The organism is Mesorhizobium sp. CA6 (assembly GCF_020165035.1).
GTDB lineage: Bacteria > Pseudomonadota > Alphaproteobacteria > Rhizobiales > Rhizobiaceae > Mesorhizobium.
In genome coordinates this window covers 217,963-243,503 of record NZ_JAIUHI010000008.1, presented here as the reverse complement: position 1 = coordinate 243,503, position 25,541 = coordinate 217,963, and the positions used below count along the sequence as shown (strand labels likewise).

General features: G+C 62.6%; 25 protein-coding genes, 1 tRNA gene and 1 pseudogene. 12 read left to right on the top strand and 15 right to left on the bottom strand.

From position 1 onward, the window contains the following. Nucleotides 1–221: 221 nt before the first annotated feature. From LB526_RS14745 to map, 8 genes are all read right to left on the bottom strand, one after another. Nucleotides 222–695, bottom strand: a complete 474-nt coding sequence (locus LB526_RS14745) for an aminoacyl-tRNA deacylase (protein ID WP_095765573.1) — start codon at nucleotides 693–695, stop codon at nucleotides 222–224. Between the two features lie 129 nt (nucleotides 696–824). Continuing rightward, nucleotides 825–1,217 (bottom strand): cytochrome C oxidase subunit IV family protein, encoded by a 393-nt coding sequence (locus LB526_RS14740; protein ID WP_095765038.1) that lies wholly within the window; start codon nucleotides 1,215–1,217, stop codon nucleotides 825–827. Between the two features lie 26 nt (nucleotides 1,218–1,243). Next, nucleotides 1,244–1,963 carry a heme-copper oxidase subunit III family protein gene (locus LB526_RS14735; RefSeq protein WP_095765039.1) on the bottom strand — a complete coding sequence of 240 codons (720 nt, stop codon included), beginning with the start codon at nucleotides 1,961–1,963 and terminating at the stop codon, nucleotides 1,244–1,246. Between the two features lie 10 nt (nucleotides 1,964–1,973). Then, nucleotides 1,974–2,678, bottom strand: a complete 705-nt coding sequence (locus LB526_RS14730; RefSeq protein WP_224628178.1) for a cytochrome c oxidase subunit 3 — start codon at nucleotides 2,676–2,678, stop codon at nucleotides 1,974–1,976. Beyond that, nucleotides 2,675–4,444 (bottom strand): cytochrome c oxidase subunit I, encoded by a 1,770-nt coding sequence (ctaD, locus tag LB526_RS14725; protein WP_095765041.1) that lies wholly within the window; start codon nucleotides 4,442–4,444, stop codon nucleotides 2,675–2,677. Before ctaD ends, LB526_RS14730 begins: the two co-directional genes overlap by 4 nt. A gap of 21 nt (nucleotides 4,445–4,465) precedes the next feature. Beyond that, entirely contained in the window at nucleotides 4,466–5,350 is an 885-nt protein-coding gene (locus LB526_RS14720) for a cytochrome c oxidase subunit II (RefSeq protein ID WP_224525292.1), read from the bottom strand. Nucleotides 5,351–5,498: 148 nt separating this feature from the next. After that, nucleotides 5,499–6,260, bottom strand: coding sequence for a RadC family protein (radC, locus tag LB526_RS14715; protein ID WP_224628177.1), 762 nt, complete (start codon nucleotides 6,258–6,260; stop codon nucleotides 5,499–5,501). Between the two features lie 35 nt (nucleotides 6,261–6,295). Further along, nucleotides 6,296–7,123 (bottom strand): type I methionyl aminopeptidase, encoded by an 828-nt coding sequence (gene map / locus LB526_RS14710; RefSeq protein ID WP_095765044.1) that lies wholly within the window; start codon nucleotides 7,121–7,123, stop codon nucleotides 6,296–6,298. 197 nt (nucleotides 7,124–7,320) lie between these two features. Between map and LB526_RS14705 the strand changes: the two genes are divergently transcribed. The 3 genes from LB526_RS14705 (at nucleotide 7,321) to LB526_RS14695 (ending at nucleotide 8,568) form a co-directional block, all read left to right on the top strand. After that, complete coding sequence (locus LB526_RS14705; protein ID WP_140840428.1) at nucleotides 7,321–7,689, top strand: hypothetical protein; 369 nt, start codon at nucleotides 7,321–7,323, stop codon at nucleotides 7,687–7,689. 111 nt (nucleotides 7,690–7,800) lie between these two features. Next, nucleotides 7,801–8,037 (top strand): hypothetical protein, encoded by a 237-nt coding sequence (locus tag LB526_RS14700; protein WP_095765046.1) that lies wholly within the window; start codon nucleotides 7,801–7,803, stop codon nucleotides 8,035–8,037. Nucleotides 8,038–8,262: 225 nt separating this feature from the next. Next, the gene (locus LB526_RS14695) at nucleotides 8,263–8,568 is read left to right on the top strand and encodes a DUF982 domain-containing protein (RefSeq protein ID WP_140840426.1); all 306 of its coding nucleotides are present in this window, start codon (nucleotides 8,263–8,265) and stop codon (nucleotides 8,566–8,568) included. Nucleotides 8,569–8,580: 12 nt separating this feature from the next. Here LB526_RS14695 and LB526_RS14690 read toward each other — a convergent pair whose 3' ends face one another. Further along, the gene (locus LB526_RS14690) at nucleotides 8,581–9,267 is read right to left on the bottom strand and encodes an aspartyl/asparaginyl beta-hydroxylase domain-containing protein (RefSeq protein WP_140840424.1); all 687 of its coding nucleotides are present in this window, start codon (nucleotides 9,265–9,267) and stop codon (nucleotides 8,581–8,583) included. A 220-nt stretch (nucleotides 9,268–9,487) separates the two neighbouring features. On the opposite strand from LB526_RS14690, the gene LB526_RS14685 reads away from it, so the two are divergent. Further along, entirely contained in the window at nucleotides 9,488–9,850 is a 363-nt protein-coding gene (locus tag LB526_RS14685; protein ID WP_318013267.1) for a hypothetical protein, read from the top strand. A 397-nt stretch (nucleotides 9,851–10,247) separates the two neighbouring features. On the opposite strand, the gene LB526_RS14680 is transcribed toward LB526_RS14685, so the two are convergent. Next, nucleotides 10,248–11,255, bottom strand: coding sequence for a LysR family transcriptional regulator (locus tag LB526_RS14680; RefSeq protein ID WP_224628175.1), 1,008 nt, complete (start codon nucleotides 11,253–11,255; stop codon nucleotides 10,248–10,250). Nucleotides 11,256–11,318: 63 nt separating this feature from the next. On the opposite strand from LB526_RS14680, the gene LB526_RS14675 reads away from it, so the two are divergent. The 3 genes and pseudogenes from LB526_RS14675 to LB526_RS14665 all read left to right on the top strand — a co-directional run bounded on the left by LB526_RS14675 (nucleotide 11,319) and on the right by LB526_RS14665 (nucleotide 13,080). Next, nucleotides 11,319–11,765, top strand: a complete 447-nt coding sequence (locus tag LB526_RS14675) for a cupin domain-containing protein (RefSeq protein ID WP_224628173.1) — start codon at nucleotides 11,319–11,321, stop codon at nucleotides 11,763–11,765. Nucleotides 11,766–11,798: 33 nt separating this feature from the next. Then, nucleotides 11,799–12,023: pseudogene (locus tag LB526_RS14670) on the top strand (two-component sensor histidine kinase); the annotation flags it as partial. Between the two features lie 910 nt (nucleotides 12,024–12,933). Further along, complete coding sequence (locus LB526_RS14665; protein WP_224628172.1) at nucleotides 12,934–13,080, top strand: hypothetical protein; 147 nt, start codon at nucleotides 12,934–12,936, stop codon at nucleotides 13,078–13,080. 493 nt (nucleotides 13,081–13,573) lie between these two features. Here the strand turns inward: LB526_RS14665 and LB526_RS14660 are convergent. The 3 genes from LB526_RS14660 to phaC form a co-directional block, all read right to left on the bottom strand. Then, nucleotides 13,574–13,648: transfer RNA gene (locus LB526_RS14660), tRNA-Glu, on the bottom strand. A 479-nt stretch (nucleotides 13,649–14,127) separates the two neighbouring features. After that, nucleotides 14,128–15,288 carry a D-Ala-D-Ala carboxypeptidase family metallohydrolase gene (locus LB526_RS14655; RefSeq protein WP_224628171.1) on the bottom strand — a complete coding sequence of 387 codons (1,161 nt, stop codon included), beginning with the start codon at nucleotides 15,286–15,288 and terminating at the stop codon, nucleotides 14,128–14,130. A 327-nt stretch (nucleotides 15,289–15,615) separates the two neighbouring features. After that, nucleotides 15,616–17,451: a class I poly(R)-hydroxyalkanoic acid synthase gene (phaC, locus tag LB526_RS14650; RefSeq protein WP_224628170.1), complete on the bottom strand. Its 1,836-nt coding sequence runs from the start codon at nucleotides 17,449–17,451 to the stop codon at nucleotides 15,616–15,618. A gap of 97 nt (nucleotides 17,452–17,548) precedes the next feature. Between phaC and LB526_RS14645 the strand changes: the two genes are divergently transcribed. From LB526_RS14645 to recJ, 5 genes are all read left to right on the top strand, one after another. Continuing rightward, entirely contained in the window at nucleotides 17,549–17,953 is a 405-nt protein-coding gene (locus LB526_RS14645; RefSeq protein ID WP_224543696.1) for a hypothetical protein, read from the top strand. A 41-nt stretch (nucleotides 17,954–17,994) separates the two neighbouring features. After that, nucleotides 17,995–19,212, top strand: a complete 1,218-nt coding sequence (locus LB526_RS14640) for an LL-diaminopimelate aminotransferase (RefSeq protein WP_095765055.1) — start codon at nucleotides 17,995–17,997, stop codon at nucleotides 19,210–19,212. A gap of 57 nt (nucleotides 19,213–19,269) precedes the next feature. Next, a complete protein-coding gene (locus LB526_RS14635; RefSeq protein ID WP_224628169.1) occupies nucleotides 19,270–20,583 on the top strand; it encodes a homoserine dehydrogenase in 1,314 nt (437 codons plus the stop codon). 142 nt (nucleotides 20,584–20,725) lie between these two features. Then, nucleotides 20,726–21,709 carry a class II fructose-bisphosphatase gene (gene glpX, locus LB526_RS14630; RefSeq protein ID WP_224628168.1) on the top strand — a complete coding sequence of 328 codons (984 nt, stop codon included), beginning with the start codon at nucleotides 20,726–20,728 and terminating at the stop codon, nucleotides 21,707–21,709. Nucleotides 21,710–21,846: 137 nt separating this feature from the next. Beyond that, a complete protein-coding gene (recJ, locus tag LB526_RS14625) occupies nucleotides 21,847–23,631 on the top strand; it encodes a single-stranded-DNA-specific exonuclease RecJ (protein WP_224628167.1) in 1,785 nt (594 codons plus the stop codon). Nucleotides 23,632–24,030: 399 nt separating this feature from the next. Here the strand turns inward: recJ and LB526_RS14620 are convergent, their stop codons facing one another. Together LB526_RS14620 and hisI are read right to left on the bottom strand one after the other, a co-directional pair. Beyond that, nucleotides 24,031–24,996 carry a patatin family protein gene (locus LB526_RS14620; protein ID WP_224525335.1) on the bottom strand — a complete coding sequence of 322 codons (966 nt, stop codon included), beginning with the start codon at nucleotides 24,994–24,996 and terminating at the stop codon, nucleotides 24,031–24,033. An 84-nt stretch (nucleotides 24,997–25,080) separates the two neighbouring features. Continuing rightward, the gene (hisI, locus tag LB526_RS14615; protein ID WP_224628166.1) at nucleotides 25,081–25,539 is read right to left on the bottom strand and encodes a phosphoribosyl-AMP cyclohydrolase; all 459 of its coding nucleotides are present in this window, start codon (nucleotides 25,537–25,539) and stop codon (nucleotides 25,081–25,083) included. Nucleotides 25,540–25,541 lie beyond the last annotated feature (2 nt).

The window sequence follows — 25,541 nt, the reverse complement described above, 5'->3', positions numbered from 1 at the left end:
AATGACTATGCCAAGGCCGAGTATGAGAAGCGTCCGCGTGTCCATGACGTTCACCTTCGCATCTTGAGAATACCGAAAAAGCAGCCCTGGACGACTGGCGGTCGTGCTGCCGATCCTCGGCCCCGGCATGTTTTTACCGCAAGGTCGTAGAGCCGCCGGCTGCCCCAGACCGTCGAAGCAATCAGGCCCTGCCGTGACGCAGCGGCGGGAGTCTCTATGCGTCAGAAGGCCGGATAGCTGAACCGCGCCTGGCGCGCGTCCGTCGTCAGGTTGCGGAAATCCTTGCCGCTGACATGCACAAGCGTCTTGTGGTCGCCGCCCTCGAAATAGATATCGGCGGCATCACGCAGGCTTTCGTCCAGAATGACCGGCACATCATAAGCCGCACCGATCGGCGGTATGGCGCCGACGTCGCAATCGTCAAAGAGCGATACCACTTCGTCTTCGGAAGCGAGGCCGAGGCGTTTGTCCATGACGTCCTGCAGCTTGCCGAGTTCGATTCTGTGGGTGCTTGGCACCACGGCCAGCGCATAACCGAGTTCGTGGTGAACGACCACGGACTTCGCCATGATGCTGCCGGGCACGTGCGCGGCAATGGCGGCCTGCCTGCTGGTGGCAGTTCGATGATGCCCCACGGTATCGTAGGAGATGCCCTTGCGGTCGATAAAGTTTCTCAGTCTGTTCGCTATCGTCATTGTCCGCGTCCTTTGCTTGAGTTCACGGCGCATACGCCAAACCAAAATGGGCCGGCGGCCTGTTGTTTCAAGCCATCGGAACCGGCCGTCCCCGGCCCGTCATGCTGCGGCTGGACCCCGTATCGGGTGTCAGGGGCCAGGCCCGAAAAACGCGATACGAGTCAGCAGCGTATAGTCGGCCTCGAAGACCATCATCGCCACGAAAACCAGCACCAGTATCGGCGGCAGGATGATTGCATACATCATCGCCAGCCGCTCCCAGGCCATGTGCATGAAGACGGCGACGATCAGTCCTGCCTTGAGCATCATGAAGATCAGGATCAGCGACCACCTGAGATAGCCGTGGAGGCCGAAATAGTCGACCAGATAGGAGCAGGTGCTGAGAATGAACAGCCACGCCCAGACGACCAGATAGAGCTTGATGGGGTGCTCCTGATGCGTCTCCGCCTTGGCGACGATCGCCGCATCATGGGCGGGATGCAGTGCGTGTTGTCCGAGACCGTTTGCGGTTGCTTCAGCCATGTCTTCCTCTCAACAGAACCTGCCTCTCACCACAGATAGAAGAAGGCGAAAATGAACACCCAGACCAGGTCGACGAAGTGCCAGTAGAGCCCCATGATCTCGACGTTCTCGTAGCGGCCCCTGCGGCTGGTGAAGAAGCCGGGCCGGCCGGTGTCGAAGTCACCACGCCAGACTTTTCTCGCTACGATGATCAGGAAGATCACCCCGATCGTGACGTGCGTGCCGTGGAAGCCGGTGATCATGAAAAAGCACGAGCCGAATTGCGCGGCTCCCCAGGGATTGCCCCACGGCCGAACCCCTTCGGTGATCAGCTTGGTCCATTCGAAGGCCTGCATGCCGACGAAGGTTGCGCCGAGCGCGGCGGTCAAAAGCATCAGGATCGCGGTCTTGCGACGATCGCGGCGATAGCCGAAATTGACCGCCATGGCCATGGTTCCGCTGCTCGAGATGAGAACGAATGTCATGATGGCGATCAGGATCAGCGGGATCTCCGAGCCGCCGATGCGCAAGGCGAAGACCTCGCTTGGATTCGGCCACGGCACGCGCGTGGAGATCCGCGCCGTCATATAGGAAAGCAGGAAGCAACCGAAAATGAAGGTGTCGCTGAGCAGGAAGATCCACATCATGGCCTTGCCCCAGGACACGTTCTTGAACGCGCGCTGATCCGAGGCCCAGTCGGCGGCGATCCCGCGCAAGCCCTGGGGGCGATCCATCTGGCTGGTATGCGTCAGCGTGGTCTCGGCCATCGCCAGTCTCCTAGGTCAGCAGCCGTTGGCAAATGCTCACGAACGTCGCCGCCCAACCGGCCAGGACGGCGAAGATGCACAGCCAGACGAAAAGCAGAAAATGCCAGTACATGGCGCACAGCTCGACGCTGAGGCGCAGCCGCTCCCGCCGCGTTCCGTTCCAGGCGCCGGCGCTCGTCCGGCCAAGGCCGACCAGCCCGCCCAGAATGTGCAGGCCATGCATCGCCGTGATCAGATAGAAGAAACTGTTGGCCGGGTTGGAGGCCAACAGGTAGCCGTCCTCGGTCAGCTGCCGCCAGGCCATCAACTGGCCGGCGAGGAAGGCGAGGGCGGTCAGTCCCGCCGTTGCAAGACCAAGCCTTACCATGTCCACCTGGCCTCTGCGCGCGGCGACCACCGCACATTGCAGCGCGACGCTGCTCAGCGCCAGCACGCCGGTGTTGAGCCAAAGCAGGCGCGGCAGCGGCAGCGGCCGCCAGTCCGACAGGCCCATGCGCATGAAATAGGCGCTGGTGAACAGCGAAAACAGGCAGCCGACGACGGCGAGGAAGACGCCGAGGCCGATCTTGGCGGTGGGCAGGGAAGACCGGTCGAAGCCGACGACGTCCCCGGCCACGCCTTGCTCCAGCCACGGCTTGGCTGTCAACCGCTGGTGCGAAAGCCACCAACCGGCAAAGCCGGCGATCACCAACATGAAGACCAGGATGACGCTCATGCCGGCTCCCTGGAGGGGCCGAAGGAGCCCGGCACGTTCTGCGGGATGAAGTCCTCCTTGGCGCCCGGCACGCTGTAGTCGTAGGCCCAACGATAGACGATCGGCAGTTCCTTGCCGAAATTGCCGTGCGCCGGCGGCGTCTCAGGCGTTTGCCATTCGAGCGTCGTCGCCCGCCACGGATTGCCGCCGGCCTCACGGCCATGGCGAATGCTCCAGATCAGGTTGAACAGGAACACCATCTGGGCGAAGCCGACGATGAAGGCCATGATACTGATGAACGAGTTCAGATGGTGGGCCGATTCCGTCATGATATTCATGTCGGTGAGTTCGGCGTAGCGCCGCGGAACGCCCATCAGGCCGAGATAGTGCATGGGGAAGAAGATCAGGTAGGCGCCGAGAAAGGTGATCCAGAAATGGAAGCGGCCGAGTGTCTCGTCCAGCATCCGTCCGGTGACCTTCGGATACCAGTGATAGATCGCGCCGAAGATCACCAGGATCGGCGCGACGCCCATGACCATGTGGAAATGTGCGACGACGAACATCGTGTCCGACAGCGGCACGTCGACGACGACGTTGCCGAGGAACAAGCCCGTCAGGCCGCCATTGACGAAGGTGACGATGAAGGCGAGCGCGAACAGCATCGGGATGGTGAGATGGATGTCGCCGCGCCACAACGTCAGCACCCAGTTATAGACCTTGATCGCGGTCGGCACCGCAATGATCAACGTCGTGGTGGCAAAGAAGAAGCCGAAATAAGGATTCATGCCGCTGACATACATGTGGTGCGCCCAGACCACGAAGCTCAGCGCGCCGATGGCGATGATGGCCCAGACCATCATGCGATAGCCGAAGATGTTTTTGCGCGCATGCGTGCTGATCAGGTCGGACACGATGCCGAAGGCCGGCAGCGCCACGATGTAGACCTCCGGGTGGCCGAAGAACCAGAACAGATGCTGGAACAGGATCGGGCTGCCGCCATTGTGTTGCAGTTGCTCGCCCATCTCGACGATTGCCGGCATGAAGAAGGAAGTGCCGAGCAGACGGTCGAGCAGCATCATCACACAAGCAACGAACAGTGCCGGGAAGGCCAGAAGCGCCATGACCGTGGCGGTGAAGATGCCCCAGACGGTGAGCGGCAGGCGCATCAAGGTCATGCCGCGGGTGCGGCCTTGCAGCACCGTCACCACATAGTTCAGGCCACCCATGGTAAAGCCGATGATGAACAGGATGAGCGAAGAGAGCATCAGGATGATGCCCCAGTCCTGGCCGCCCGGCGTGCCGGTCATGATCGCCTGCGGCGGGTAAAGCGTCCAGCCGGCGCCTGTCGGCCCGCCGGGCGCGAAGAAGCTCGACACCAGGACCAGCACGGCAAGCAGATAGACCCAATAGCTCAGCATGTTGACATAGGGAAAGACCATGTCGCGGGCGCCGACCATCAGCGGAATGAGGTAATTGCCGAAGCCGCCAAGGAAGAGCGCGGTGAGCAAATAGATCACCATGATCATGCCGTGCATGGTGATGAACTGATAGTAGGCCTCCGGAGTGATGAAATCGAACGTGCCGGGGAAGCCGAGCTGCAGGCGCATCAGCCAGGACAGCATCAGCGCGACGAGGCCTATAGCCATGGCCGTCGCCGAATACTGGACTGCTATGACCTTGGCGTCCTGTGAAAAGACGTATTTCGTCCACCAGCTGTGCGGATGGTAGAGTTCCATCTCCGCGACTTCGGCGGGTGGAACGGCATCTGCGGGTGTGACGTCGACCATGGGAGCACCTCCGCGCCCTGTTCAGCGGGCCTCGAGCGTTTCGAGTTTTGCCGCGACATCCAAACTGGACGCCATCGTCTTTTCCGACGGTTGGTTCGCCGAGCCCGTTTGCTGGGGCGCGGACAATTGCGCAAAGGTCTGTTGCTGGCCGAGCCAGGCCAGATAGTCCTGCTCGGTATCGACCATGACCACGCCATGCATCAGCGGATGTCCCTGGCCGCACAGCTCGGCGCACAAGACCTGGAAGGTTCCGGTCCGCGTCGGCGTGAACCAGAAATACGTGACCGATCCCGGGATCATATCCATCTTGGCGCGGAATTCCGGGATGTAGAAATCGTGCAGCACATCGATCGAGCGCAACAGCACTTTGACCGGCTTGCCGACCGGCAGGTGCAGGTCCGCCGCCTCGACCACGACGTCGTCCTGGCCGTTCGGGTCGCCGGGTACGATGCCGAGCGGGTTTTCAGCCGAGACGATGCGGGTGTCGGAGGTGCCGAGCTTGCCGTCCTTGCCGGGCAGACGGAAGCTCCATTGCCATTGCTGGGCGACAACCTCGATATCGGCGGCCTCGCCGGGAACGTTGACGAAGCGGCTCCAGACGAAGAGGCCGGGAACCAGCAAGGCGGTGACACCGGCCGCCGTTGCGATCATCAGCCACGATTCGAGCCGCCTGTTCTCCGGTTGATATGCCGCGCGATTGCCTTCCCGATGCCGGAAGCGGAAGACGCAATAAGCCATAAAGAGCACGACAGCGGCAAAGACGATGCCGGTGATCCAAAAGCTGATGGTGATGGTGTTGTCGATGTAGTCCCAGTTCGAGGCGATGGGCGTCCACCACCATGGGCTCAGGAGGTGGAACAGCACCGAGCCCACAACGATCAAAACGAGTACAAGCACAATGGCCATGTCCCGTCCTCCCGGTATTTCACGGGAGCGCGAAGCATCCCGGGAAGATACCAAGTGCCATCATGCTTGATTTCTTGCTGAAATTCCAGAGCCGACTATCTGATGAGGAGACGATGTCCCGGCAATCCCGAAATGCCGGGCAAACGCCTCAGATCAGCAGCAGACCCTTCATCGAGGCGTTGCCCTTGCGGCCGATGATGATGTGGTCGTGCACGGCGATGCCGAGCGGCTTGGCCGTGTCGATGATCTGCTTGGTCATCTCGATGTCCGCGCGGGAAGGTGTGGGGTCCCCAGAAGGATGGTTGTGCACCAGGATGACGGCGCTGGCTGAGAGCTCGAGCGCGCGCTTGACCACCTCGCGCGGATAGACCGGTGTGTGGTCGACGGTGCCGGTCTGCTGCACCTCGTCGGCGATCAGCCCGTTCTTCTTGTCGAGGAACAGGATACGGAACTGCTCGCGGTTCTCGAAGGCCATGGCGGAGCGGCAATAGTCGAGCAATTGCGTCCAGTTGGACAGGACTTCGCGGCCGCGCACCTCGCCGCGCGCCATGCGCTGGGCTGTGGCGGCGATGACCTTGAGATCGGTCGCGACGGCCGGTCCGATGCCTTTGACTTCTTCAAGCAGGGATGCCGGCGCGCCGAGCACTTCGGCCAGCGAGCCGAAGCGGGCGATGAGCGCCTTGGCGATGGGCTTGGTGTCGACGCGCGGGATCAGCCGGAAGAGCAGCAGCTCGAGCAGTTCATAGTCGGGCAGGGCGTCCGGTCCGCCGGCGACAAAGCGCTCGCGCAGGCGGTCGCGATGGCCGTGATAGTGCGGTTTCTCGGTAGGTGCCGCCTTCTTTTGCACTGCCTCAGGCGGTTCAATCCAGCCTTCGGAAAAGAATGCCCGCTCGTCCTCGACTTTGCCCATGGTCCGCCCGCTCCCCTCAGGCTTAGGTCGAAGTGCTACGCCGGCAGGCCGGGGCGGTCGAGCTTTTTCGGCGACAGCGTGAAGATCTCGCAGCCTGTGTCGGTGACGCCGATCGTATGCTCATACTGCGCCGACAGCGAGCGGTCGCGCGTGACTGCCGTCCAGCCGTCCGACAGCACCTTCACATGCGGCCGGCCGAGATTGATCATCGGCTCGACGGTAAAGATCATGCCCGGCCGCATCTCGACGCCTTCATTGACGGTGCCGTAATGCAGGATGTTGGGCGCGTCGTGGAAAAGCTGGCCGACGCCGTGGCCGCAGAAGTCGCGCACCACCGAGCAGCGCTCGGCCTCGGCATAGGTCTGGATCGCGGCGCCGATGGCGCCGGTGCGGGCGCCGGGCTTGATCGCGGCTATGCCGCGCATCAGGCACTCATAGGTCACTTCGAGCAAGCGCTCGGCGGCACGCTTGATCGTGCCCACCGGATACATGCGCGAGGAATCGCCATGCCAGCCGTCGAGGATATAGGTGACGTCGATGTTGACGATGTCGCCTTCCTTCAGCGGCTTGTTGTCGGGGATGCCGTGGCAGACGACATGGTTGATCGAGGTGCAGGACGATTTGGTGTAGCCGCGATAATTGAGCGTTGCCGGCAGCGCACCATGGTCCATGCCGAATTCGAAGACGAAGCGGTCGATCGTTTCCGTGGTCACGCCGGGCTTCACAAGCGGCACAAGCTCGTCGAGGCAGCGCGCGGTGAGGTCGCAGGCCTTGCGCATGCCGGCGAAGCCGTCCTCGCCATAGAGGCGGATCTGACCGGTATTTCGAGGGGGAGCCGTGGAGGCGTCGAGATAGGTAACCATTTTGTCCGTTTGCCGGCGTAGGCTTCAAAGGAGCCGAACGCGAAAAATCTGCTCCAGATTTGGCACCGGAAGCCGCAAGGTTCAAGGACGAAGTGCGATTGCGGCCTCCATTGCGGCTTTCCTTCGGCCATCCCATGAGCTAGGTCGGGCCTTGGAATCCGGAGACTGACTTGACGGCGCCTGAACGCGAAAGATCGATGCTGCTGCCGGCCAGGACCGCTTTTGCGGGCCTGATGGCGCTGCTGATGCTCGCGCTGCTGGGCTTCGCTCAGGCCGAAATCTCCGCGTTCGCGACCCCGTTCTCGGGCGGTTCCAGCATCAGCGCCGTTCGTCAGGGCGATACGATCGCGCTGCTCAGAACGACCGGCAAGGCGCAGGCGCTTGAGGTCCGGGCCAGCCGGCCGCTCGCGACAAAGCTCGTCGGCGGCAATTCCGGCGCGCTCGCCCATGCATCCGATTTCCTGGTTATCGGCCGGGCGTTGCCGTCCGAGATTAGCGCCACGCCCGTATCGGCAAGCGCTACCGCTTCGCGCACCAACCAACCGCGCGCGCCGCCGGCCGCGTGAAGCCTTAGCCGCTAGGCGCGGCATTCAAACCAAAAATTCCTTAGCGCCGCGATCCGGTGACGGCCGCCGGTCGTCCGCCGGTCGCGTGCGCGTCAGTTCGGATTCCGTTCAATGCAACGCATCAAGACATTCAAGACACTCACCTGCGCGGTCGCGGCGGCCTGCTTTCTGGCGGTCCAGGCGGCAATCTGCATCGGCACCGTCTACTGGGCCATTGCCGCCACCCTTCGCATGGAAGGAACGGCGGCGATCGTGCTCGGCGCCATCTTCGCGCTGCCGTCCGCTTATGTGCTGATGGTAGTTACCCGCATGGCCTATGATGCGGAGACCGACCCGGCTAACCAATAACGGCAAGGGCGTGGAAGAGGGACAAGGGGCTGCGATGGCCGGCAGTACGGTGGAAATCCGGCATTGGCAATGCAGCCGGTATCGATGCGGACTGACCCGGATCCGCCGCACCGGCGAACCGATTCTTCATCGCACTGAGGTCACATTTGCGAGTCAGAAGGCCGCAAAAGCAACTTTTCAGAACGAACGGCGTTGCTCCGGCTACGCCAGTTCGGGAGACAGGGGATGGACAGACTGCAATTCGAGGTGCCGGTGCGCATCACGCCCGCGCCCGGCCTGCCGATCGAGGAAATCTACAGCGTCGAGCAGGCGCTCGATTTCCTGCAGGATTGGCCGAAGCGCCGCCAAGGCAAGGTCTACGAAGCCGCGTTCAATGCCTGCTTCGGGGCGACGGTCGACGTGACCAGCGCCGAGGAGGCCTGCCGCGCGTTCGCAGCCTTCTGCCGCGTCAGCGGATTGCTGGCGAGGGACGCGATGTTTCCCGGCAAGCGTCGCAGCGGGGCAGGGACGTATCGCGAGGCGAGAGCGTAGATTTCGATCGGTTCAGCCGCCGAACGACACGCCCCGATAGCGCATTCCCACCTGCACGCCGCGCACGATCACGCGCGACAGGATTTCCATATCCAGCGGCATTTGCGGACGCCACACGTCGAGCAGGAGAGCGACGCGGGGCTGATCCGAGTTGTTCATCACTTCGTGCTCGAAAGTATCGTCCCACAGCAAGCACTCGCCGTCGGCGATGCGCCTTTCCTCATGATTGATCATCATGATCGTTGCCGGACGGCCGTCAGGCTGTTGGGGGATGACCAGGCCGAGATGGAACCGCATGATGCCGCGAAAGGGTCCGCGATGCGGCGGGATGTGCTTGCGCGGGGCGAGGAACGAGACGGCGGCCGATTTGACCTCGGGGCACTCCGAAAGCAGCCGGCTCAGGACCGGCATGCGCGTGAGGTTCGCCGGGATCGTCATGTCATAGGCCTTGAGCACGAACATGCGCCAGTCGAGACCGTCATTGGCCGAGATATCGATCTGCTCCGGCATGATGTCGTGGAAGCGCGGCGCCTTGTTCAGCTTCGCCGCCAGGGCCTCGTCGCGGATATCGCGCCAGGCTGCGGTGAACTTCGCGGCATTGGGAAAATGTGTGCCGGCGTCAAGAATGGCCGGTGCATCTATGCGCTTTTCATAGATGCGGCGGACCAGATTGGTTCCGAGATCGTAGGCGCCTGACATCTCATTACCTCAACGATGCTGTTATATAGTGCGATATTGCTTGCGGCCATCGCTCACGGAGATTTGCTCGGGCCGTCAACACGGAGATGGACATCGCAGGCTGCCATGCCAAAATCGAAACGATGTCGGTCTCGCTCGCTGCATCGTGACAGCGCGATCATTGCGGAACTGCGACACAAGATGCGAATTTGGCGATACGATGTTTTGCCAGGACGCCACCATGTCCGGACGCAAGATTATGCTTTGCGCGGCAGCCATGCTCGTTGCTGCTTCAAATTTCGCCGACGCCCGATCCGATACGCGCAAGATGACGTGTGAACAGACGCAGGCACTGATCCAGAGCCAGCACGCTGCGGTGCTGAGCACGGGACCGAATACCTATGACCGCTATGTCCGCCAATTCGGCAATGAGTGCGACGCTCCTTACGCGCCGATGGCCGACTATGTTTTCCGACCAGCGCCGGCCGGTGCATGGTTTACCGGTGCGAGGAGCCGGCTCCAATGGTTCCGGATTGACCGAAGGCCTGTGAGCTCTCCCGGCTTTTCACGGGAGCCTCAGACACTGCCGATGCGGCTTACTTGACCTTTTGAATCTCCGGTTGAATCTCCGGGCTCGGCGTCTGATCAGTTGCCGGGGCCGGCGTGCAATCCGGGCCCTTGCAATCCAGCACCGGATCGTCAGCCGGAGGAAGACAATTTTGCCCTTGGCAATGGACTGCCGGCGGCCGCGGCATTGCTTGGCTATTCGGCTGGACAGGCTGATCGTCTGCGTGAACGAGCGGCACGCCTGCCAGGCCGGTCATTGCCGCGCATAAGAGCGCTGTCCGAAGCATCTTCATTCCCGCCTCCACGGCCGAGAGCGGAGGGAATTTTACACTTTCGAGTCGAGGACGGCTCCTGTCGTCCGCGAACGGCGTTAACAGCGCGTTTCCGCTTGCGTCCTGTCTTGTTACCGACAAGGCACGACGCTGGCCCGCCATTCAGACCGGGCGTGGTTTATGGGCGCTGCTGCCGGCTTCGCCGGCGCTCAGTTGCGAGAGCAGCTTCAACACGATTTCCCGCAGCCATCGGTGCGTAGGATCGGTTGTGTTGCGTTTATGCCAGACGATGCAGATGAGGGCAGGATCGATCGGCATGGGCGGACTGTAGATCGCCAGCCCCAAGCGAGATGCTACCTTGCGCGCGAGCTGTTCCGGAACGAGAGCGACCAGATCGCTTCCCGCCACTGCGCTACAGACGCCGCCGAACACCGGCATCGTCATGGCCACCCGCCGTTCGCGCCCCATCCGGGCCAGCGCCGCGTCGCCCATGGCCTTGAGCTTGCCCTCGGGCGAGAAGACGACGTGGCCGAGGTCGCAGAAAAGGTCGATCGGAATGACGTCTCCGGGGCTCACCTTCGCCCGCTCGAGTCTTGGGTGCCCAGCGCGGGCGATCGTCACGAATGTCGACCGGAAGGCAGGAAGATAGTCGATCCAACTGGGGAAATCGACCTTGGGAACGAGGGCAAGGTCGATACCGTGCTTTTCGAGCGTGCCGACATAGTCGTCGGGCACAAGATCCACCAGTTGGATCAGTATTTTGGGAGCAAGCCCGGAGATTGCATTGGCCAGGGCAGGCATCAGCATCTCGGCAAAGAAATCCGAACCTGCGATCTTGAAGCTTTGCTCGGCTTCGGCCGGATTGAAGCTGCCAGGCCCGGCAAGCAGCGCCGACAGTTCATCGAGGATGCGGCGAAGCGGAAGCTCGAGGTTCCGGGCGTATTGTGTCGGCACGATGTGCTGTCCCTGGCGCACGAACAGCGGATCGCCGACAAAATTCCGAAGTCGTCCCAAGCTGGCCGATATCGCCGGTTGCGACAGGCCGATGCGTTCTCCGGCCTTTACGGTCGATTGCTCGCGCAGCAGCGCGTCGAGCACCCGCAGGAGATTGAGGTCGAAGCTCGATAAATTCATTCGCCGAATATATTTTATAGTAGCTATCGATTTCAATTATGAAATCGGTTCTGGCAACTTCGCAGCATCGAAAATGGCGTCGGATCGCGGGAGGTTTCGGTGGCTGCGTCGGTACCCTACAGCGTCCAGTGGCTTGGAACGTCCTACCGGATTTGCCTCACGGCGGAGCAAACGGCCTCGCGGCTGGGAATGTTCGAAAGCCTCGATCAGCCCGGCTACGGTCCTCCGCGCCACATCCACAATAACGAGGACGAGACCTTCCAGATCCAGTCCGGCGAAGTAGAGTTCTGGATGAACGGTCAAACGCGCATAGTCGGCCCGGGCTGTGTCGTGCACGTTGCGCGCGGAATCGAGCATGCATTTCGGGTGGTTGGCGATCGACCCGCCAGAATGCTCACCATCATGACGCCCGGCGGCTTCGAAGGCTTCTTCGCGGAGATGGCCAAACACAAGTGCCGAATCCCGGATGACATGGATCAAATCGCCGCCATTGGAGCGCGTTTCGGTCTGACCTTCACAGGCCCACCTCTGGGCGCGGCTAGATAACTAACTGCGCGATAGCTAACTGCGCGTCCTTGGCGGCTCAGAGACGAGTTTCTTGAGGGAGTGCGAAAAATGGCTGAGCGATCTTCACGAGCTCGACCGCATCGCCGACAGCGCCATCCGCCTGGTGCGCGAGGAGGTGAACCAGGACGCGGTGGAACTGGACCGGCTGATCCGCGACATCGAGACCGAGATAACGGCGCCGGCGCGCTCGGCCTGCGCCGCCGCGCGCTGCGCAACCTGATTGTCAACGCTGCCACAACCCTGGAAGCTCTGGACGGCCATTGGTGCTGGCGACGAACTTACAGTCACGCTGAACGCAAAGAATGATCAGCTATTGCGTGAGTTCGTGAGCGGCGGATTTGCTGAAAAAGAGGTTTTGCTGTAGTCGGGCAGGTAATTTACTGCACGATATTTAATCACGATCACATGTCGGATTTCGCTTTTTATGTCGAGCCGAACTCTAACAGATTCCGGCGGCCGATATCAAATATGAGGGCCTTTTATCGAGTGCCCATCGAGCCGCGGATCGCAAAGTTCTTGTCGAGATGCAAAACAGCGAAGCTTGAGCTGTGATGCCTAGTCTAGTGAGAACCCGACATGTGTCGCAATTGACGCGGCTGCTTAGGTGGCCGGGCGTGCTGGCTTGCTGAAGGTGACTCCGCCCACATCCAACACAGGCAGCGCGCCTTCCGCGACCGGGTCATTATACAGCAACGCGCGGAATTCCAGCACAGCGTAAGGGGGACGCCTTAGCCATAGAGCGGCCCGACAGTTCCGCGTTGGGGTTTGCGTTGGGTGAACCGCCGGGCCCTAGCCGACTCGGTAGGGGTGGGTAGAGTCGGCTAAAGCGAGGCTAAATTAGCATCTCTGCATTGATATAGGTTTCTATACCTTTTCCACCGATTTCCAGGCGCCGGAATGCGGTCATTGCGTAAAGGTTTGGTCAACTATCGCACATTAGAATTCGCTAATGCGCTTTACTTTGGTGCTCTTTTGTTGGGCTGCGTTCTTCGGCTGGGATTTGGCCGCCAACCATGGTGAATTCATGCTCGCGATCGGCCATGGGCTTTTTCGGCTCGTCCACATGACGGGGCTGGCTTGAACTAAGCTCATAAGTGCGGAGAGCGTTACTGACGGGCGGCGGTGGTGGTGGCAGCGAGGGTTCTCGATGGCAGCCAATCTGTTCCGGGTGTCTTACTTCGTTAACCAGCGCGCCTGTGATGGGAGCCAGGAACGCGTTTGCGTGGCGAAATTCATTGTGACTGCGGAGATGAAAGCCCTGGCGGCAGAGACCTTCGGCCGTCAGGGCGCCTGACCGGCGAGACGCATTCGGCAATCAACTAAAACACGATCTGCACCACCGATCTTTGAGCGGCCCGCTGCCTCATTGGGGCGGGCACGCCAGTAACTAAAGTCCGAAAGAGAACACTTCGGGACGGCTCGTCTCGTAGCCAAGGCGGGGCTTGGAACTGCCCACCTCGGTCTGTGGTGAATTGGCGGTTCCGGTCGCAGTACAGTCAAGTTTGGCCGCTGCAGTCGCCTTGATCGACAGCCCTGCACATGTCTTTTGGGCAGTGAGCGTTGGCTTCTTATCGTGGGCCACAGCGGCACTTGACGCCGCGAGAACGAGAGCCGCACAAACGATTGCCGTTTTCATAGCGTTACCCCTTCTTTAGCAATAGCTAATGAGAGGGTAACGTAACGTTAACCAACCGTCAACGCGACACCGGACCAAGCCGGATTCGAGCCCGATATTGGCCAAAGATTGGACAGAGTCGGCATAAGCGTCGCTAAGTTCTTGAAAAGTCTGGTACGCCCAAGGGGAATCGAACCCCTGTTACCGCCGTGAAAGGGCGGTGTCCTAACCGCTAGACGATGGGCGCGCTCAGACGAAGCGGCTTATAATTGCGTTGTTGCCAACCGGCAACCCATCTGCCGCCATATGCGACAACTTTTTTCAAAGGCGGCACAAAGCCCCTCGGGTGGCGGTTTCGCTTGGCCGCGCATCCCTGGAGATTAGCCGGAACATCCTCGCGATCGTCATTCTATGGCGGAGCAAGGAGCGAAGCGACGCGCGCAGACCATAGACTCCGCGAGGCTGACGTGCCGCACCGGTGCAGAACGTGCGCCGCTGCACTCCGCGGTCAAGGTCAAGGATGGATCCTCGGTCTGCGCGTCCGCTTCGCTCCCGCTCCGCCCGTGGATGACGAAGTTCGAAGGGCTTCGGCTAATCGCCGACGTCTGTGGTGGCGTGTTGAAACTGACGTCTGTGGTGACGTGTTGAGACGAATGTCGGCGTTGGCGGCGATCGGCTCGCAACCGGGTAAAACCGGCCATGCCGCTCCAGACCAGGCCAAACGTATCAGCCGTCCTCGCCGCCGCCGCTGCGCCTGCGGCAGCGCCAGTTCCAGTCGCGCTCGGGGCCGACGTCGATATGGACGGATTCGGTGTGGCAGTAGGTGCCGACGCCGCCGCGACCGGGCATCGAGCGGACGTAGCTCGCCAGTTCCCATTTCGACACGCCGGGCAACTGGATGTCGGCGGCGGCGCAATACATGTGCAGCGAGTTCTTGGCGCCGTTGGCGCGGCGGTTGCGCGAGGGATCGCGATAGCCGGAGGTGACGATCATCTTGCGGCCGAAATGGCCCTCGATCGTCTTCAGCACCCGTACCAGCGACGGCTTGAGGCAGGCGACGTCGACGCTTTCGTTCTGTTTCAAAAGGCCATTGGGCGCGAGCCTGGCCAAGCCGGCGGCCGACGCCACCTGGTAGGAACCGCCGCCGCCTTCGTCCTCGTTGAGGTCGACGTCGCTCTCGTCGTCGATGCCGGATTTGCGCTTGATCTCGAACAGCGCCGTCTGGCGCACGCCGGGAAGAGCGTCGGCGCCCGTGATGTGATTGCTCGGGTTGTCGAGCGAGGCCAGTTGCACCGGCTTTTCGGCCGGGGTCGCCGAGGCCAGCGTCACGATCGGCTTGGCCGGCGGCGGCGTGGTCTTGGCCTGCGCGGCGGGCTGGTCGCCGGAGCGCGCATTGTTGATCAGGGGGGCGGGGGCGGCCGAAGCCGGCGTGGTGCTGAACAGCGAGGCGAACAGGCTCTTCTTCGGCGCGGCGATCTGCGGCTGCGCCGGCTCGGCCGCGGTCACATAGACGCCGTTGCTCATGGCCTGCGTGGTCGCCTGCGCCTTCGACGCGACGGTGGCGGCATCGCCGGCGGCGACCTGCTTGGCGACGGCTAGCGTCTGTTCCGCCGTTTGCGCCTGCTGAACCAGCGGTTGCGGCGTGCTCCCGGCAATGGCCTGGGCGCCGGCAGGAATGGCGATGGGGAACGTGCCGTCCGGCCGCGTCTCCGGCACATAGGCGACCTTCTCGGGCAAAGGCGCATCGCCCTCGCTCATCACGGTCGACGTCGCTTCGGCCGGCGCCGATGCCTGCAAGGACGAATCGGCCGAAGTCGCAGTCTTGGCGCTGGATGTCGCGCTCATTTCGCCGGCAGTTGAATTGTAGGCGGGCGAAACGACCGACATCGTTGGGTCGCCGGTCGATGTGCAGGAGGCCAGGAGCACGGAGAAAAGCGCTGCCGCAATGCTGCAGCTTCCCCCTCGTGCAAGACGCCAACCTGCTGATTTCAAAACAAATTCCCCCTCGAGATCCGGTCGGTTCGTCATCGCCGCGCCACTCCAGTATCGCGCCGCGATAACCCTCCTGTTCCCAACCGGGAAACGGGACGTGTGTCGAATCTGCAAGCCTCGGAATTATTCTGCGTCGGAAGGTGATTTGAGGCCGCCGAACGATTGACGCCACCATTTCGCCCTGTTTTGGCGGCCCGTCAACTCACCACACATTACAGCCCGTTACACACGCACCTTGACATAGGTGCCCGGCGCATCTCCCAAGGTTTTCATACGCTTGCCGGGTTTGCGGGCGGGTACGCGAATGTCGTCCTGGGCCTCGATCCAGTGCTGCCAGTGCGTCCACCATGAACCAGGATGCTCGTGCGCCGCGGCAAGCCACGCGCCGAAATCGCCCACCGGCTTGCCGCCGGTCCAGTACTGATATTTCCTGGCGGCAGGCGGGTTGACGACGCCCGCGATGTGACCGGAACCCGCCATTACATACTCGACGTCGCCGCCGAAAAACTGCGACCCCAGGAACACCGAAAGCGCCGGCGCGATGTGGTCTTCCTTCGTGGCCAGGTTGTAGACGGGGATGGTGATGTCGGCCAGAGAGACCGTGCGACCGGCAAGCTCCATTGTGCCGCGCGAGAGATTGTTCTCGAGATAGCAATTGCGCAGGTAGAATGAGTGATTGGCCGCCGCCATGCGCGTGGAATCGGAATTCCAGTAGAGCAGGTCGAAGGGCAGGGGCTCCTTGCCGCGCATGTAGTTGTTGACGACATAGGGCCAGATCAGGTCGCCCGAGCGCAGCATGTTGAAGGCGGTGGCCATCTTGGTGCCGTCGAGATAGCCCTTTTCGTTCATCGAGCGCTCGACCGCGGCGACCTGGTCCTCGTCGACGAACACCTTGAGGTCGCCGGCATAGGTGAAGTCCACCTGGGTGGCGAAGAAAGTGGCCGATCTGATGCGGTGGTCGCCTTCCTGCGCCAACAGCGCAAGCGCGGCAGCCAGGAGCGTGCCGCCGACGCAGTAACCGATGGCGTTGACTTCCTTTTCGCCGGTCGCCTTCTCCACCATGTCGAGGCCGAATTGCAGGCCTTCGCGGATATAGGCCTCCCAGCCCTTGGCGCCGTGACGCTCGTCGGGATTGATCCAGGAGATGACGAAGACGGTGTGGCCCTGCTCGATCGCCCAGCGGATGAAGGACTTTTGCGGGTTGAGGTCGAGAATATAGAATTTGTTGATCCATGGCGGGCAGATCAGCAGCGGCCGTCTCAGCACCGTCTCGGTTACCGGGTCGTATTGGATGATCTCTGCGACATCGCTGCGGCCGATGACCTTGCCGGGTGTGGTGGCGATGTTCTTGCCGATCTCGAAGGGCGTGTAATCGGCCTGGCGCAGCTTCAGGTCGCCTCGGCCCGCGGCGATGTCCTCGGCCAGCATCTTCATGCCGCGCACCAGGTTCTCGCCATTCGAGGCCATGGTCTCGCGGAACAGCTCGGGATTGGTCAGGATGAAGTTCGACGGGGCGATCGCATTCGACACCTGCTTGACGTAGAAGCTCGCCTTGTGGCGGGTGTGCTCATCCAGGCCCTCGGCATGCTCGACAAGCTCGTTCGCCCAGCGCGACGTGACCAGATAGGCCTGCTTGAGGAAGTCGAAGAAGGCGTTGCGGCCCCATTCGGGGTCCTGGAAGCGCTTGTCGCCGCGCTCGGGCTGAACCGCGTCCTGTGGCGCTTCGGCGTTGGGATTGACCTTCTGGATGGCGTTCGCCCAGACAGTCATGTAGCCGGCAAACAGCCGCGTCTGCGCTTCGAGCGCGCGTTGCGGGTCGCCCAGCCAGTATTCCGAAAGCTTTGAGAAGGTCTTGACCATGTCGACGACGGGTTCGGCGACATGGTCGCGCACTTCGCCTTTCTCGCGCGGTTCCGCCCAGGCGGAAGCCGCCTTGCCAGCCTGCTCGACCATGCGCGCCATGTTCAGGGCGAAGCGCTCGGGATCCTTCACCAGATATTGCTCGATGGCCGAAGGTCCGCCATTTTCCGCTTTGTCCGAATCGTCAGGTTTGGACATGGTTCGCGGGGTTCCTCCCGGAGCGTTTTCTTGACATATTACCATGGGACATCTGACCGGGTCCAATTCGCTCTAACCCGGCTGCCAGGAAAACAATATGACGATTAATGTTGGCGGGACTTTTTTTCTCAAGCCGGGTTCGATTTGCCGCATGGCGCTGATGGCGGGGCTGGTCGGCATGCTTGTGCCCGCTGCCGGCTGCACGAGCACCAGCACGAACAATGCGCCGACGGCGCTGACCGAAGGTCCGAGGGACACCGGTTCCTATCCGAACCTCAACATCCCGCCGCAGGTGGCCGCCAAGCAGCTCACCAAGGAAGAGACCGCGGCGAACCTCGCCCAGCTCAAGGCCGAGGAGCAGATGCAGATTGCCAAGGGCAGCGGCGTCAAGGCGCCGGCGAATTCGGCAGCGCTCAACACTTTGGCCAAGACGCATGGCGCCGACACGCTGAAGCAGATCGAGGGCAAATGCGACCCCGCCCTCGACCCTAGCTGCAATTAGGTCTATATCGCGCGCCGAAACTCTGATGGTCTGGAACTGAAATGGAAGAATTTCACAAGGTCCGCCGGCTTCCGCCTTACGTGTTCGAGCAGGTCAACCGGCTGAAGGCCAGCGCCCGTTCGCGCGGCGCCGACATCATCGACCTTGGCATGGGCAATCCGGACCTGCCGACGCCGAAAGCCATCGTCGACAAATTGTGCGAAGTGGTGCGCGATCCGCGCACGCATCGCTACTCCGCTTCGCGCGGCATTCCGGGCCTGCGCCGCGCCCAGGCGAATTATTATCAGCGCCGCTTCGGCGTGAAGCTCAATCCCGACACGCAGGTGGTGGCGACGCTGGGCTCGAAAGAGGGCTTCGCCAACATGGCGCAGGCGATCACCGCGCCCGGCGACGTTATCCTGTGCCCCAACCCGACCTATCCGATCCACGCCTTCGGCTTCATCATGTCGGGCGGGGTGATCCGCTCGCTGCAGGTGGAGCCCGATGACGGCTTCATCCCGGCGGTCGAGCGCGGCATCCGCCATTCGATCCCCAAGCCGCTGGCGCTGATCCTCAATTATCCGTCTAACCCGACGGCGCTTGTCGCCTCGCTCGATTTCTACAAGGACGTGGTGGCCTTCGCGAAGAAGAACGACATCATCATCCTGTCGGATCTCGCCTATTCGGAAATCTATTTCGACGGCAATCCGCCGCCATCGGTTCTGCAGGTGCCGGGCGCGATGGATGTCTGCGTCGAGTTCACCTCGATGTCGAAGACCTTTTCCATGCCCGGGTGGCGCATGGGCTTCGCGGTCGGCAACGAGCGGCTGATTTCGGCGCTGACGCGGGTGAAGTCCTACCTCGACTATGGCGCGTTCACACCGATCCAGGTTGCGGCGGCGCATGCGCTGAACGGCGACGGCGCGGACATCGAGGAGGTGCGCGAGGTCTACCACAAGCGGCGCGACGTGATGGTCGATTCCTTCGGCCGCGCCGGCTGGACCATTCCCGCGCCGGCCGCGTCGATGTTCGCCTGGGCGCCGATCCCGGAGCCGTTTCGCCATCTCGGCTCGCTGGAATTCTCCAAGCTGCTCATCGAGCATGCGGATGTCGCGGTGGCGCCGGGCGTCGGCTTCGGCGAGCATGGCGACGACTATGTGCGCTTGGCGCTGGTCGAGAACGAGCACCGGATCCGCCAGGCCGCGCGCAACATCAAGAAGTTCCTCGCGACCACCGCCAAGCAGCCCAACAATGTGGTGCCTTTAGCCGCTCATCGTTGAGTTGCCTGACATTTTTTGCACCTGACATTTTTTGCAAGTTGAGGGGCGTCGCCGGTCATGGCTGAAGCATTGCGTGTTGGAATTGCCGGCCTTGGCACGGTGGGCGCCTCGGTGGCGCGCGTGCTGCGCGACAAGGCGGCCGAGCTTACCCGGCAGTGCGGTCGCGACATCGTTGTGACCGCCGTTTCGGCCCGCGATCCGAAACGCGACCGAGGCATTGATCTCAGCGTCGCCAAATGGTTCGACGATCCGGCCAAGCTGGCCGAAAAGGCCGATATCGACGTCTTCGTCGAGCTGATCGGCGGTGACGAGGGGCCGGCGCGGCTCTCGGTGAAAGCGGCGCTCGAGGCCGGGCGCCATGTCGTGACCGCCAACAAGGCGCTGCTTGCTAAGCATGGCGTGGCGCTTGCCGAGATCGCCGAGAAGAAGGGTGTGCTGCTCAACTACGAGGCGGCGGTGGCCGGCGGCATCCCGGTCATCAAGACGATGCGAGAGGCAATGGCGGGCAACGCGGTGACCCGCGTCTTCGGCATTCTCAACGGCACGTGCAACTACATCCTGACGCGCATGGAAGCCGAAGGCATCTCCTTCGACGTCTGCCTGAAGGACGCGCAGCGGCTGGGCTACGCCGAAGCCGATCCGACCTTCGACATCGAAGGCCATGACACGGCGCACAAATTGTCGATCCTGACCAGCCTTGCGTTTGGGACGAAGATCGCCGCCGGCGACATCTATATGGAAGGCATCGCCAACATCACCCAAGCCGACATCCGCGCGGCGGGCGATCTCGGCTACCGCATCAAGCTGCTCGGCGTCGCGCAGCGCACCGATAGCGGCATAGAGCAGCGTGTCCATCCGACCATGGTGCCGACGGCGTCGGTCATCGCGCAGGTGCATGGCGTCACAAACGCGGTGGCGATCGAGACCGATATTCTGGGCGAGCTCTTGCTCTCGGGTCCTGGCGCGGGCGGCAATGCCACCGCCTCGGCGGTCGTCGGCGACATCGCCGACATCGCCAAGAGCCGACCGGGCTTCCAGCATGGCCCGGTCTTCGGCTGGCCGGCGAAGGAATTGAAGCCTTACAAGAAAGCGCAGATGCGCAGCCATGCCGGCGGCTATTTCATCCGGTTGACCGTGCATGACCGCACGGGCGTCTTCGCGGCCATCGCCAAACGCATGGCCGACAACGACATCTCGCTGGAATCGATCGTCCAGCAGGCGGCCGGCGCGGAAACGCAGGCGCAGAAGACGGTCATCCTCGTTACCCACGAGACGACGGAAGCGGCGGTGCGCAAGGCCGTCGAAGGCATCACCAAGGACGGTCATCTGACCGACAAGCCGCAGGTGATCCGCATCGAGCGGGCGGAATAAACCAAGTCCGGTTTCGTCTTCAATCGATTGATTTTGCTGTCATTTCAAAAATTGACGGGGCAAGTCTTGCCGTTGTCATGGAGCTTTGTCAGAAGAAGCCCACCTCTGGCGGGAGGTTGAGTTTCACGAGGAATTTCTCTCCATGAACATAGCCCAGGACATCACCGCCGGTCTCGACCGGATCCTTACGATGGAAGTCGTGCGCGTCACTGAACGGGCCGCCGTCGCGGCGGCAAGGCTGCGCGGGCGCGGCGATGAGAAGGCTGCCGATCAGGTGGCGGTCGATGCCATGCGCCAGGAGCTCAACCGGCTGGCCATCAAAGGCACGGTGGTGATCGGCGAGGGCGAGCGCGACGAGGCGCCGATGCTCTATATCGGCGAGGAGGTCGGCACCGGCAAGGGTCCGGCCGTCGACATCGCGCTCGATCCGCTCGAGGGCACGACGATCTGCGCCAAGAACCTGCCCAACGCGCTTGCCGTAATCGCGATTGCGGAAAAGGGCAGCCTGCTGTTCGCGCCCGATGTCTATATGGACAAGATCGCCATCGGCCCCGGCTATCCCGAAGGTCTGATCGACATCGACGCCTCGCCGGAGGAAAACCTCGCCAATCTGGCCAAGGCCAAGGGCGTGGCGATTTCCGACATCACCGCCTGCATCCTCGACCGGCCGCGTCACGCCAGGCTGATCGACGCCGTGCGCGCCACGGGCGCCGCGATCCGGCTGATTGGCGACGGCGATGTCGCGGGCGTCATCCACACCACCGATCCGGACGAGACCGGCATCGACATCTATCTCGGCACCGGCGGCGCGCCGGAGGGCGTGCTGGCGGCGGCCGCACTTCGCTGCACCGGCGGACAGATGCAGGGCCGGCTGATCCTCGACACGCCGGAGAAGGTGGCGCGCGCGCACCAAATGGGCATTTCCGACCCGAAGCGGATCTATCGCGCCCAGGACATGGCGCGGGGCGACGTGCTGTTCGCGGCGACCGGCGTCACCGACGGCAATTTGCTCGACGGGGTGAAGTTCGGCCGCACTTTCATCACCACGCACACCATCGTGCTGCGGTCGTCCTCGCGCACGGTGCGCGAGATCAAGGCGCGTCACCAGGATCTGGATAAGTTCTGATTTCGCTTCGTCCGGGCGTTTTGCCGCAATTCGAGGAAAACGTTCCACACCTTTCCCGGTTTGCCCGCTTCCCCGCAATTGCTCCGGCCGTCGCATATTGATATCTGCGCAATGATGATGTGCAGACGGCGCGTCGCATGACGGGCGAGAAACGGTTCTTCCTCGATGTCAGGCAGTCGGCGACCGGTGTTTCGTGGGAACACCGGCTGACCGAGCGCCAGGACATGGCCGCCTTGGCCATGGCGCAGGGCCATGGCGTGCCCGACATCGTGGCGCGAGTGCTTGCCGGGCGCGGCGTCAGCGTGGAGCAGACCGCGCGCTTCCTCGATCCGACCATTCGCGAGCTTCTGCCGAATCCAGCATCGCTGACCGATATGGAGAAAGCGGCGGCGAGGCTGGCCGATGCGGTCGTCGCCCACAAAAAAGTGGCGATCTTCGGCGATTATGATGTCGACGGCGCGGCCTCGTCGGCGCTCATCAAACGCTTTCTCACGCATTTTTCGGTGCCGTCCGAAATCTACATCCCGGACCGCATCTTCGAAGGCTACGGGCCCAATCCGGAAGCGATGCGGGACTTGATCTCGCGCGGCGCGAAGCTGATCGTCACCGTCGACTGCGGCACCAACAGCGCGACCTCGATCGACGCGGCCAGGCAAGCCGGCGCGGATGTCGTGGTGCTCGATCATCACCAGGTCGGCGGCCCGTTGCCGGCGGCGGACGCCGTGGTCAATCCCAATCGCGAGGACGACCTGTCGGGGCAGGGACATCTGTGCGCCGCCGGGGTCGTCTTCCTGTGCCTGGTACAGACGGCCAAAGTGCTGCGCGAGAGGCTGCCGAATGCCGCACCGGTCGACCTGCTTTCGATGCTCGATCTGGTGGCGCTGGCGACGGTCTGTGACGTGGTCCCGCTCACCGGCGTCAACCGCGCCTTCGTCGTCAAGGGGCTGCAGGTGTTGCGCCAGCAGAAGAATGAGGGGCTGGCGGCACTGGCGCGGGTCTCGCGCATCGGCGAGCCGATCAACACCTTCCATCTGTCCTTCCTGATCGGCCCGCGCATCAATGCCGGCGGCCGCATCGGCGATGCCGCGCTCGGCAGCCGGCTTCTGGCCACCGACGATCCCGTCGAGGCGGCAGGCATTGCCGAGACGCTGGACCGGCTGAACCAGGAACGCCAGCAGATGGAACAGGAGATGCTGGCGCAGGCGCGCGCCGAGGCCGATGCGGAGCTTGCGGGCGGCAACGGTCCGGCAGTCATCGTCACCGCCAGCAACAGCTGGCATCCGGGCATCGTCGGGCTGATCGCCTCGCGGCTCAAGGATCATGCGCGCCGGCCGGCCTTCGCCATCGCCTTCAACTCGACCGGCATCGGCACGGGCTCCGGCCGCTCGGTGACCGGCTTCGATCTCGGCCGGCTGGTGCGCGAGGCTGCCGAGGCCGGGCTGATCGTCAAGGGCGGCGGCCACGCGATGGCTGCGGGCATCACCGTCGAGCGCTCCAAGCTCGGCGAACTGCGCGCCTTTTTTGAGGAGCGCGCCGCGGCCGACGTGTTCCGGCTGCAGAACGAGGAGAGCCTGGCGATCGACGGCGCCTTGGCCGCCGAGGGCGCCACGATCGCGCTACTCGACGCGCTGGAGAAAGCCGGGCCATTCGGGGCCGGGCACATCGCGCCGGTATTCGTGCTGCCGCGCCATCGGCTGGCCGACGCGCGCGCGATCGGCACCAACCACATCCGCGTGGATCTGCAGTCGCAAAGCGGCGGCAACATCCAAGCCATAGCGTTCCGTGCGGTCGACACCGCGCTCGGCGAATTCCTGTTTAAGAACAGGGGCAGGACCGTGCATATCGCCGGTTCATTGTCGGGCAATTACTGGAACGGCAACCGCATGGTGCAGTTCCGCATCAGCGATGCGGCACTCGCTTAACGACGCAGTAGTACCTTGACACAGACGTTTTGACCGGTTGGTTAGTGTGCGTTGGCAGATCCCATGCCTTGGCGATTGGCCGAGACGCCTATCGCGGTCGTCATCCACGGGCGGAGCAAGGAGCGAAGCGACGCGCGCAGACCCGAGGATCCATGCCGTGGCCTCGAAGCGCCGCGGCGATCCAGAATTCTGCACCGTTGCACACCTCGGTCCAGGTAACGGCATGGATTCCAGGGTCTGCGCGCGTCGCTTCGCTCCTTGCTCCGCCCTGGAATGACGAGGTTCAGGAGCCTTCAGCTCATGGCCAGCGTTTGCGCTGACTATGGCAACGGACATTGATAGACTTGCCCGACAAGCCCGGAATCTTTCCAAATCACTGTGTAGAGGAAGTAGCGGAATTCACACCAGAACGGACTGCAGCCGGGTCAGTTCGCTGATCTGCGCCTTCGTCGCCTGGTAGCCGATGCTGATCGCCTCGTCGGCGCGGTGGAATTCGGTCAGGCCGATATGGCTGAGTTTGGGCTGCAGCGACATGTCCGGCGGGTCGCCGGCCAGCCGGGCGCGCGAAATCCGGTCCTGGATGATGTTGAACGCCTCGACCATCACGCCGGTGATGCCAAGGCGGGTATGATGGGCCTGATGCTCGGGCTGGCCGAGTCTCGGCGCGTCATTCTCCACGACCAGTTCGCCGGCGCTGTGCTTTATCACGGCGGCGCGGCCGAACAGGTCGTAGTGCAGGTTGACGGCGACCACGAGCGGCTGCTCATAGGCGCGGCAGACCGACACAGGCACCGGATTGACCAGCGCGCCGTCGACCAGGATGCGGCCGTTGCAGTTTACCGGCTCGAAAACGCCCGGCAGCGCGTAGGAGGCGCGCATGGCGGTGATCAGCGAGCCATTCGACAGCCAGATCTCATGGCCGGTGCGAATTTCCGAAGTGACGGCAACAAAGGGCTTCGACAAGTTCTCGAAGCGGACGCCGGCCAGATGCTCGCGCAGCCGCGCGTCGAGCTTCATGCCGCCGAACAGGCCGCTGCCGCGCAGATTGAGATCAAGAAGGCCGAAGATGCGCCGCTTGGTCAGGCTTCGGGCAAACTCCTCCAGCTCGTCCAGCTTGCCGGCAAGGTAGCAGCCGCCGACCAGCGCGCCGATCGAGGTGCCGGCAATCATCGATACTTCGATGCCGGCCTCGTCGAGCGCGCGCAGCACACCGATATGGGCCCAGCCCCTGGCGCAACCGCCGCCGAGCGCCAGCGAAATGCCGATTTTCTTCTGAGAGGTCGGGTCAGACGCGCCGCCGGACGATGCCGGGCCATTGGCCTCCCGAACGTCAGGTCTGCTGCGCAATGACGCCCATTCGAGCATCATGATCTCCCTTGTCCCATATCCCTTCTACCAAAAGGATATTTGAGAATAGTGAATCTGAATGGTTTGTGAATATCGAATGGTTCACACCGGCTTCCGATACGTCTGGTTCGCATCGAACAGCGGCTTGCTGCCATCGCCGACAAGCACCGCCTTGCCGTCGCTGAGCCCCACCGTCCGATAAAAACAAGAACGCCGTCCGGTGTGGCAGGTTGCGTCGTGGCCCAACACTTTGACGCGCAACCATATCGCGTCTTGGTCACAATCCGTGCGCATCTCGACGACCTGCTGGAAATTCCCCGAGGTCTCGCCCTTCTTCCACAGCGCTTTGCGCGAGCGCGACCAGTAATGAGCAATGCCGGTCTCAAGCGTCAGCGCCAGCGCCTCGGCGTTCATATGTGCGACCATCAAGAGCATGCCGTCGCCGGCATCGGTGACGACGACCGTGACGAGGCCGGCCGCATCGAAGCGCGGAGAAAGGACGGAGCCTTCCTCCAGCGATTTCTTATCGGATGGGGCTTTGGGGAATTGCAGTGCCGACATCG

Excerpts from the sequence above, each read along its gene's own strand:
- LB526_RS14745 (WP_095765573.1), bottom strand. The coding sequence starts at position 695 with ATGACGATAGCGAACAGACTGAGAAACTTTATCGACCGCAAGGGCATC.
- LB526_RS14740 (WP_095765038.1), bottom strand. The coding sequence starts at position 1,217 with ATGGCTGAAGCAACCGCAAACGGTCTCGGACAACACGCACTGCATCCC.
- LB526_RS14735 (WP_095765039.1), bottom strand. The coding sequence starts at position 1,963 with ATGGCCGAGACCACGCTGACGCATACCAGCCAGATGGATCGCCCCCAG.
- LB526_RS14730 (WP_224628178.1), bottom strand. The coding sequence starts at position 2,678 with ATGAGCGTCATCCTGGTCTTCATGTTGGTGATCGCCGGCTTTGCCGGT.
- ctaD (WP_095765041.1), bottom strand. The coding sequence starts at position 4,444 with ATGGTCGACGTCACACCCGCAGATGCCGTTCCACCCGCCGAAGTCGCG.
- LB526_RS14720 (WP_224525292.1), bottom strand. The coding sequence starts at position 5,350 with ATGGCCATTGTGCTTGTACTCGTTTTGATCGTTGTGGGCTCGGTGCTG.
- radC (WP_224628177.1), bottom strand. The coding sequence starts at position 6,260 with ATGGGCAAAGTCGAGGACGAGCGGGCATTCTTTTCCGAAGGCTGGATT.
- map (WP_095765044.1), bottom strand. The coding sequence starts at position 7,123 with ATGGTTACCTATCTCGACGCCTCCACGGCTCCCCCTCGAAATACCGGT.
- LB526_RS14705 (WP_140840428.1), top strand. The coding sequence starts at position 7,321 with ATGCTGCTGCCGGCCAGGACCGCTTTTGCGGGCCTGATGGCGCTGCTG.
- LB526_RS14700 (WP_095765046.1), top strand. The coding sequence starts at position 7,801 with ATGCAACGCATCAAGACATTCAAGACACTCACCTGCGCGGTCGCGGCG.
- LB526_RS14695 (WP_140840426.1), top strand. The coding sequence starts at position 8,263 with ATGGACAGACTGCAATTCGAGGTGCCGGTGCGCATCACGCCCGCGCCC.
- LB526_RS14690 (WP_140840424.1), bottom strand. The coding sequence starts at position 9,267 with ATGTCAGGCGCCTACGATCTCGGAACCAATCTGGTCCGCCGCATCTAT.
- LB526_RS14685 (WP_318013267.1), top strand. The coding sequence starts at position 9,488 with ATGTCCGGACGCAAGATTATGCTTTGCGCGGCAGCCATGCTCGTTGCT.
- LB526_RS14665 (WP_224628172.1), top strand. The coding sequence starts at position 12,934 with ATGGCAGCCAATCTGTTCCGGGTGTCTTACTTCGTTAACCAGCGCGCC.
- LB526_RS14655 (WP_224628171.1), bottom strand. The coding sequence starts at position 15,288 with ATGTCGGTCGTTTCGCCCGCCTACAATTCAACTGCCGGCGAAATGAGC.
- phaC (WP_224628170.1), bottom strand. The coding sequence starts at position 17,451 with ATGTCCAAACCTGACGATTCGGACAAAGCGGAAAATGGCGGACCTTCG.
- LB526_RS14645 (WP_224543696.1), top strand. The coding sequence starts at position 17,549 with ATGACGATTAATGTTGGCGGGACTTTTTTTCTCAAGCCGGGTTCGATT.
- LB526_RS14640 (WP_095765055.1), top strand. The coding sequence starts at position 17,995 with ATGGAAGAATTTCACAAGGTCCGCCGGCTTCCGCCTTACGTGTTCGAG.
- LB526_RS14635 (WP_224628169.1), top strand. The coding sequence starts at position 19,270 with ATGGCTGAAGCATTGCGTGTTGGAATTGCCGGCCTTGGCACGGTGGGC.
- glpX (WP_224628168.1), top strand. The coding sequence starts at position 20,726 with ATGAACATAGCCCAGGACATCACCGCCGGTCTCGACCGGATCCTTACG.
- recJ (WP_224628167.1), top strand. The coding sequence starts at position 21,847 with ATGACGGGCGAGAAACGGTTCTTCCTCGATGTCAGGCAGTCGGCGACC.
- LB526_RS14620 (WP_224525335.1), bottom strand. The coding sequence starts at position 24,996 with ATGCTCGAATGGGCGTCATTGCGCAGCAGACCTGACGTTCGGGAGGCC.
- hisI (WP_224628166.1), bottom strand. The coding sequence starts at position 25,539 with ATGTCGGCACTGCAATTCCCCAAAGCCCCATCCGATAAGAAATCGCTG.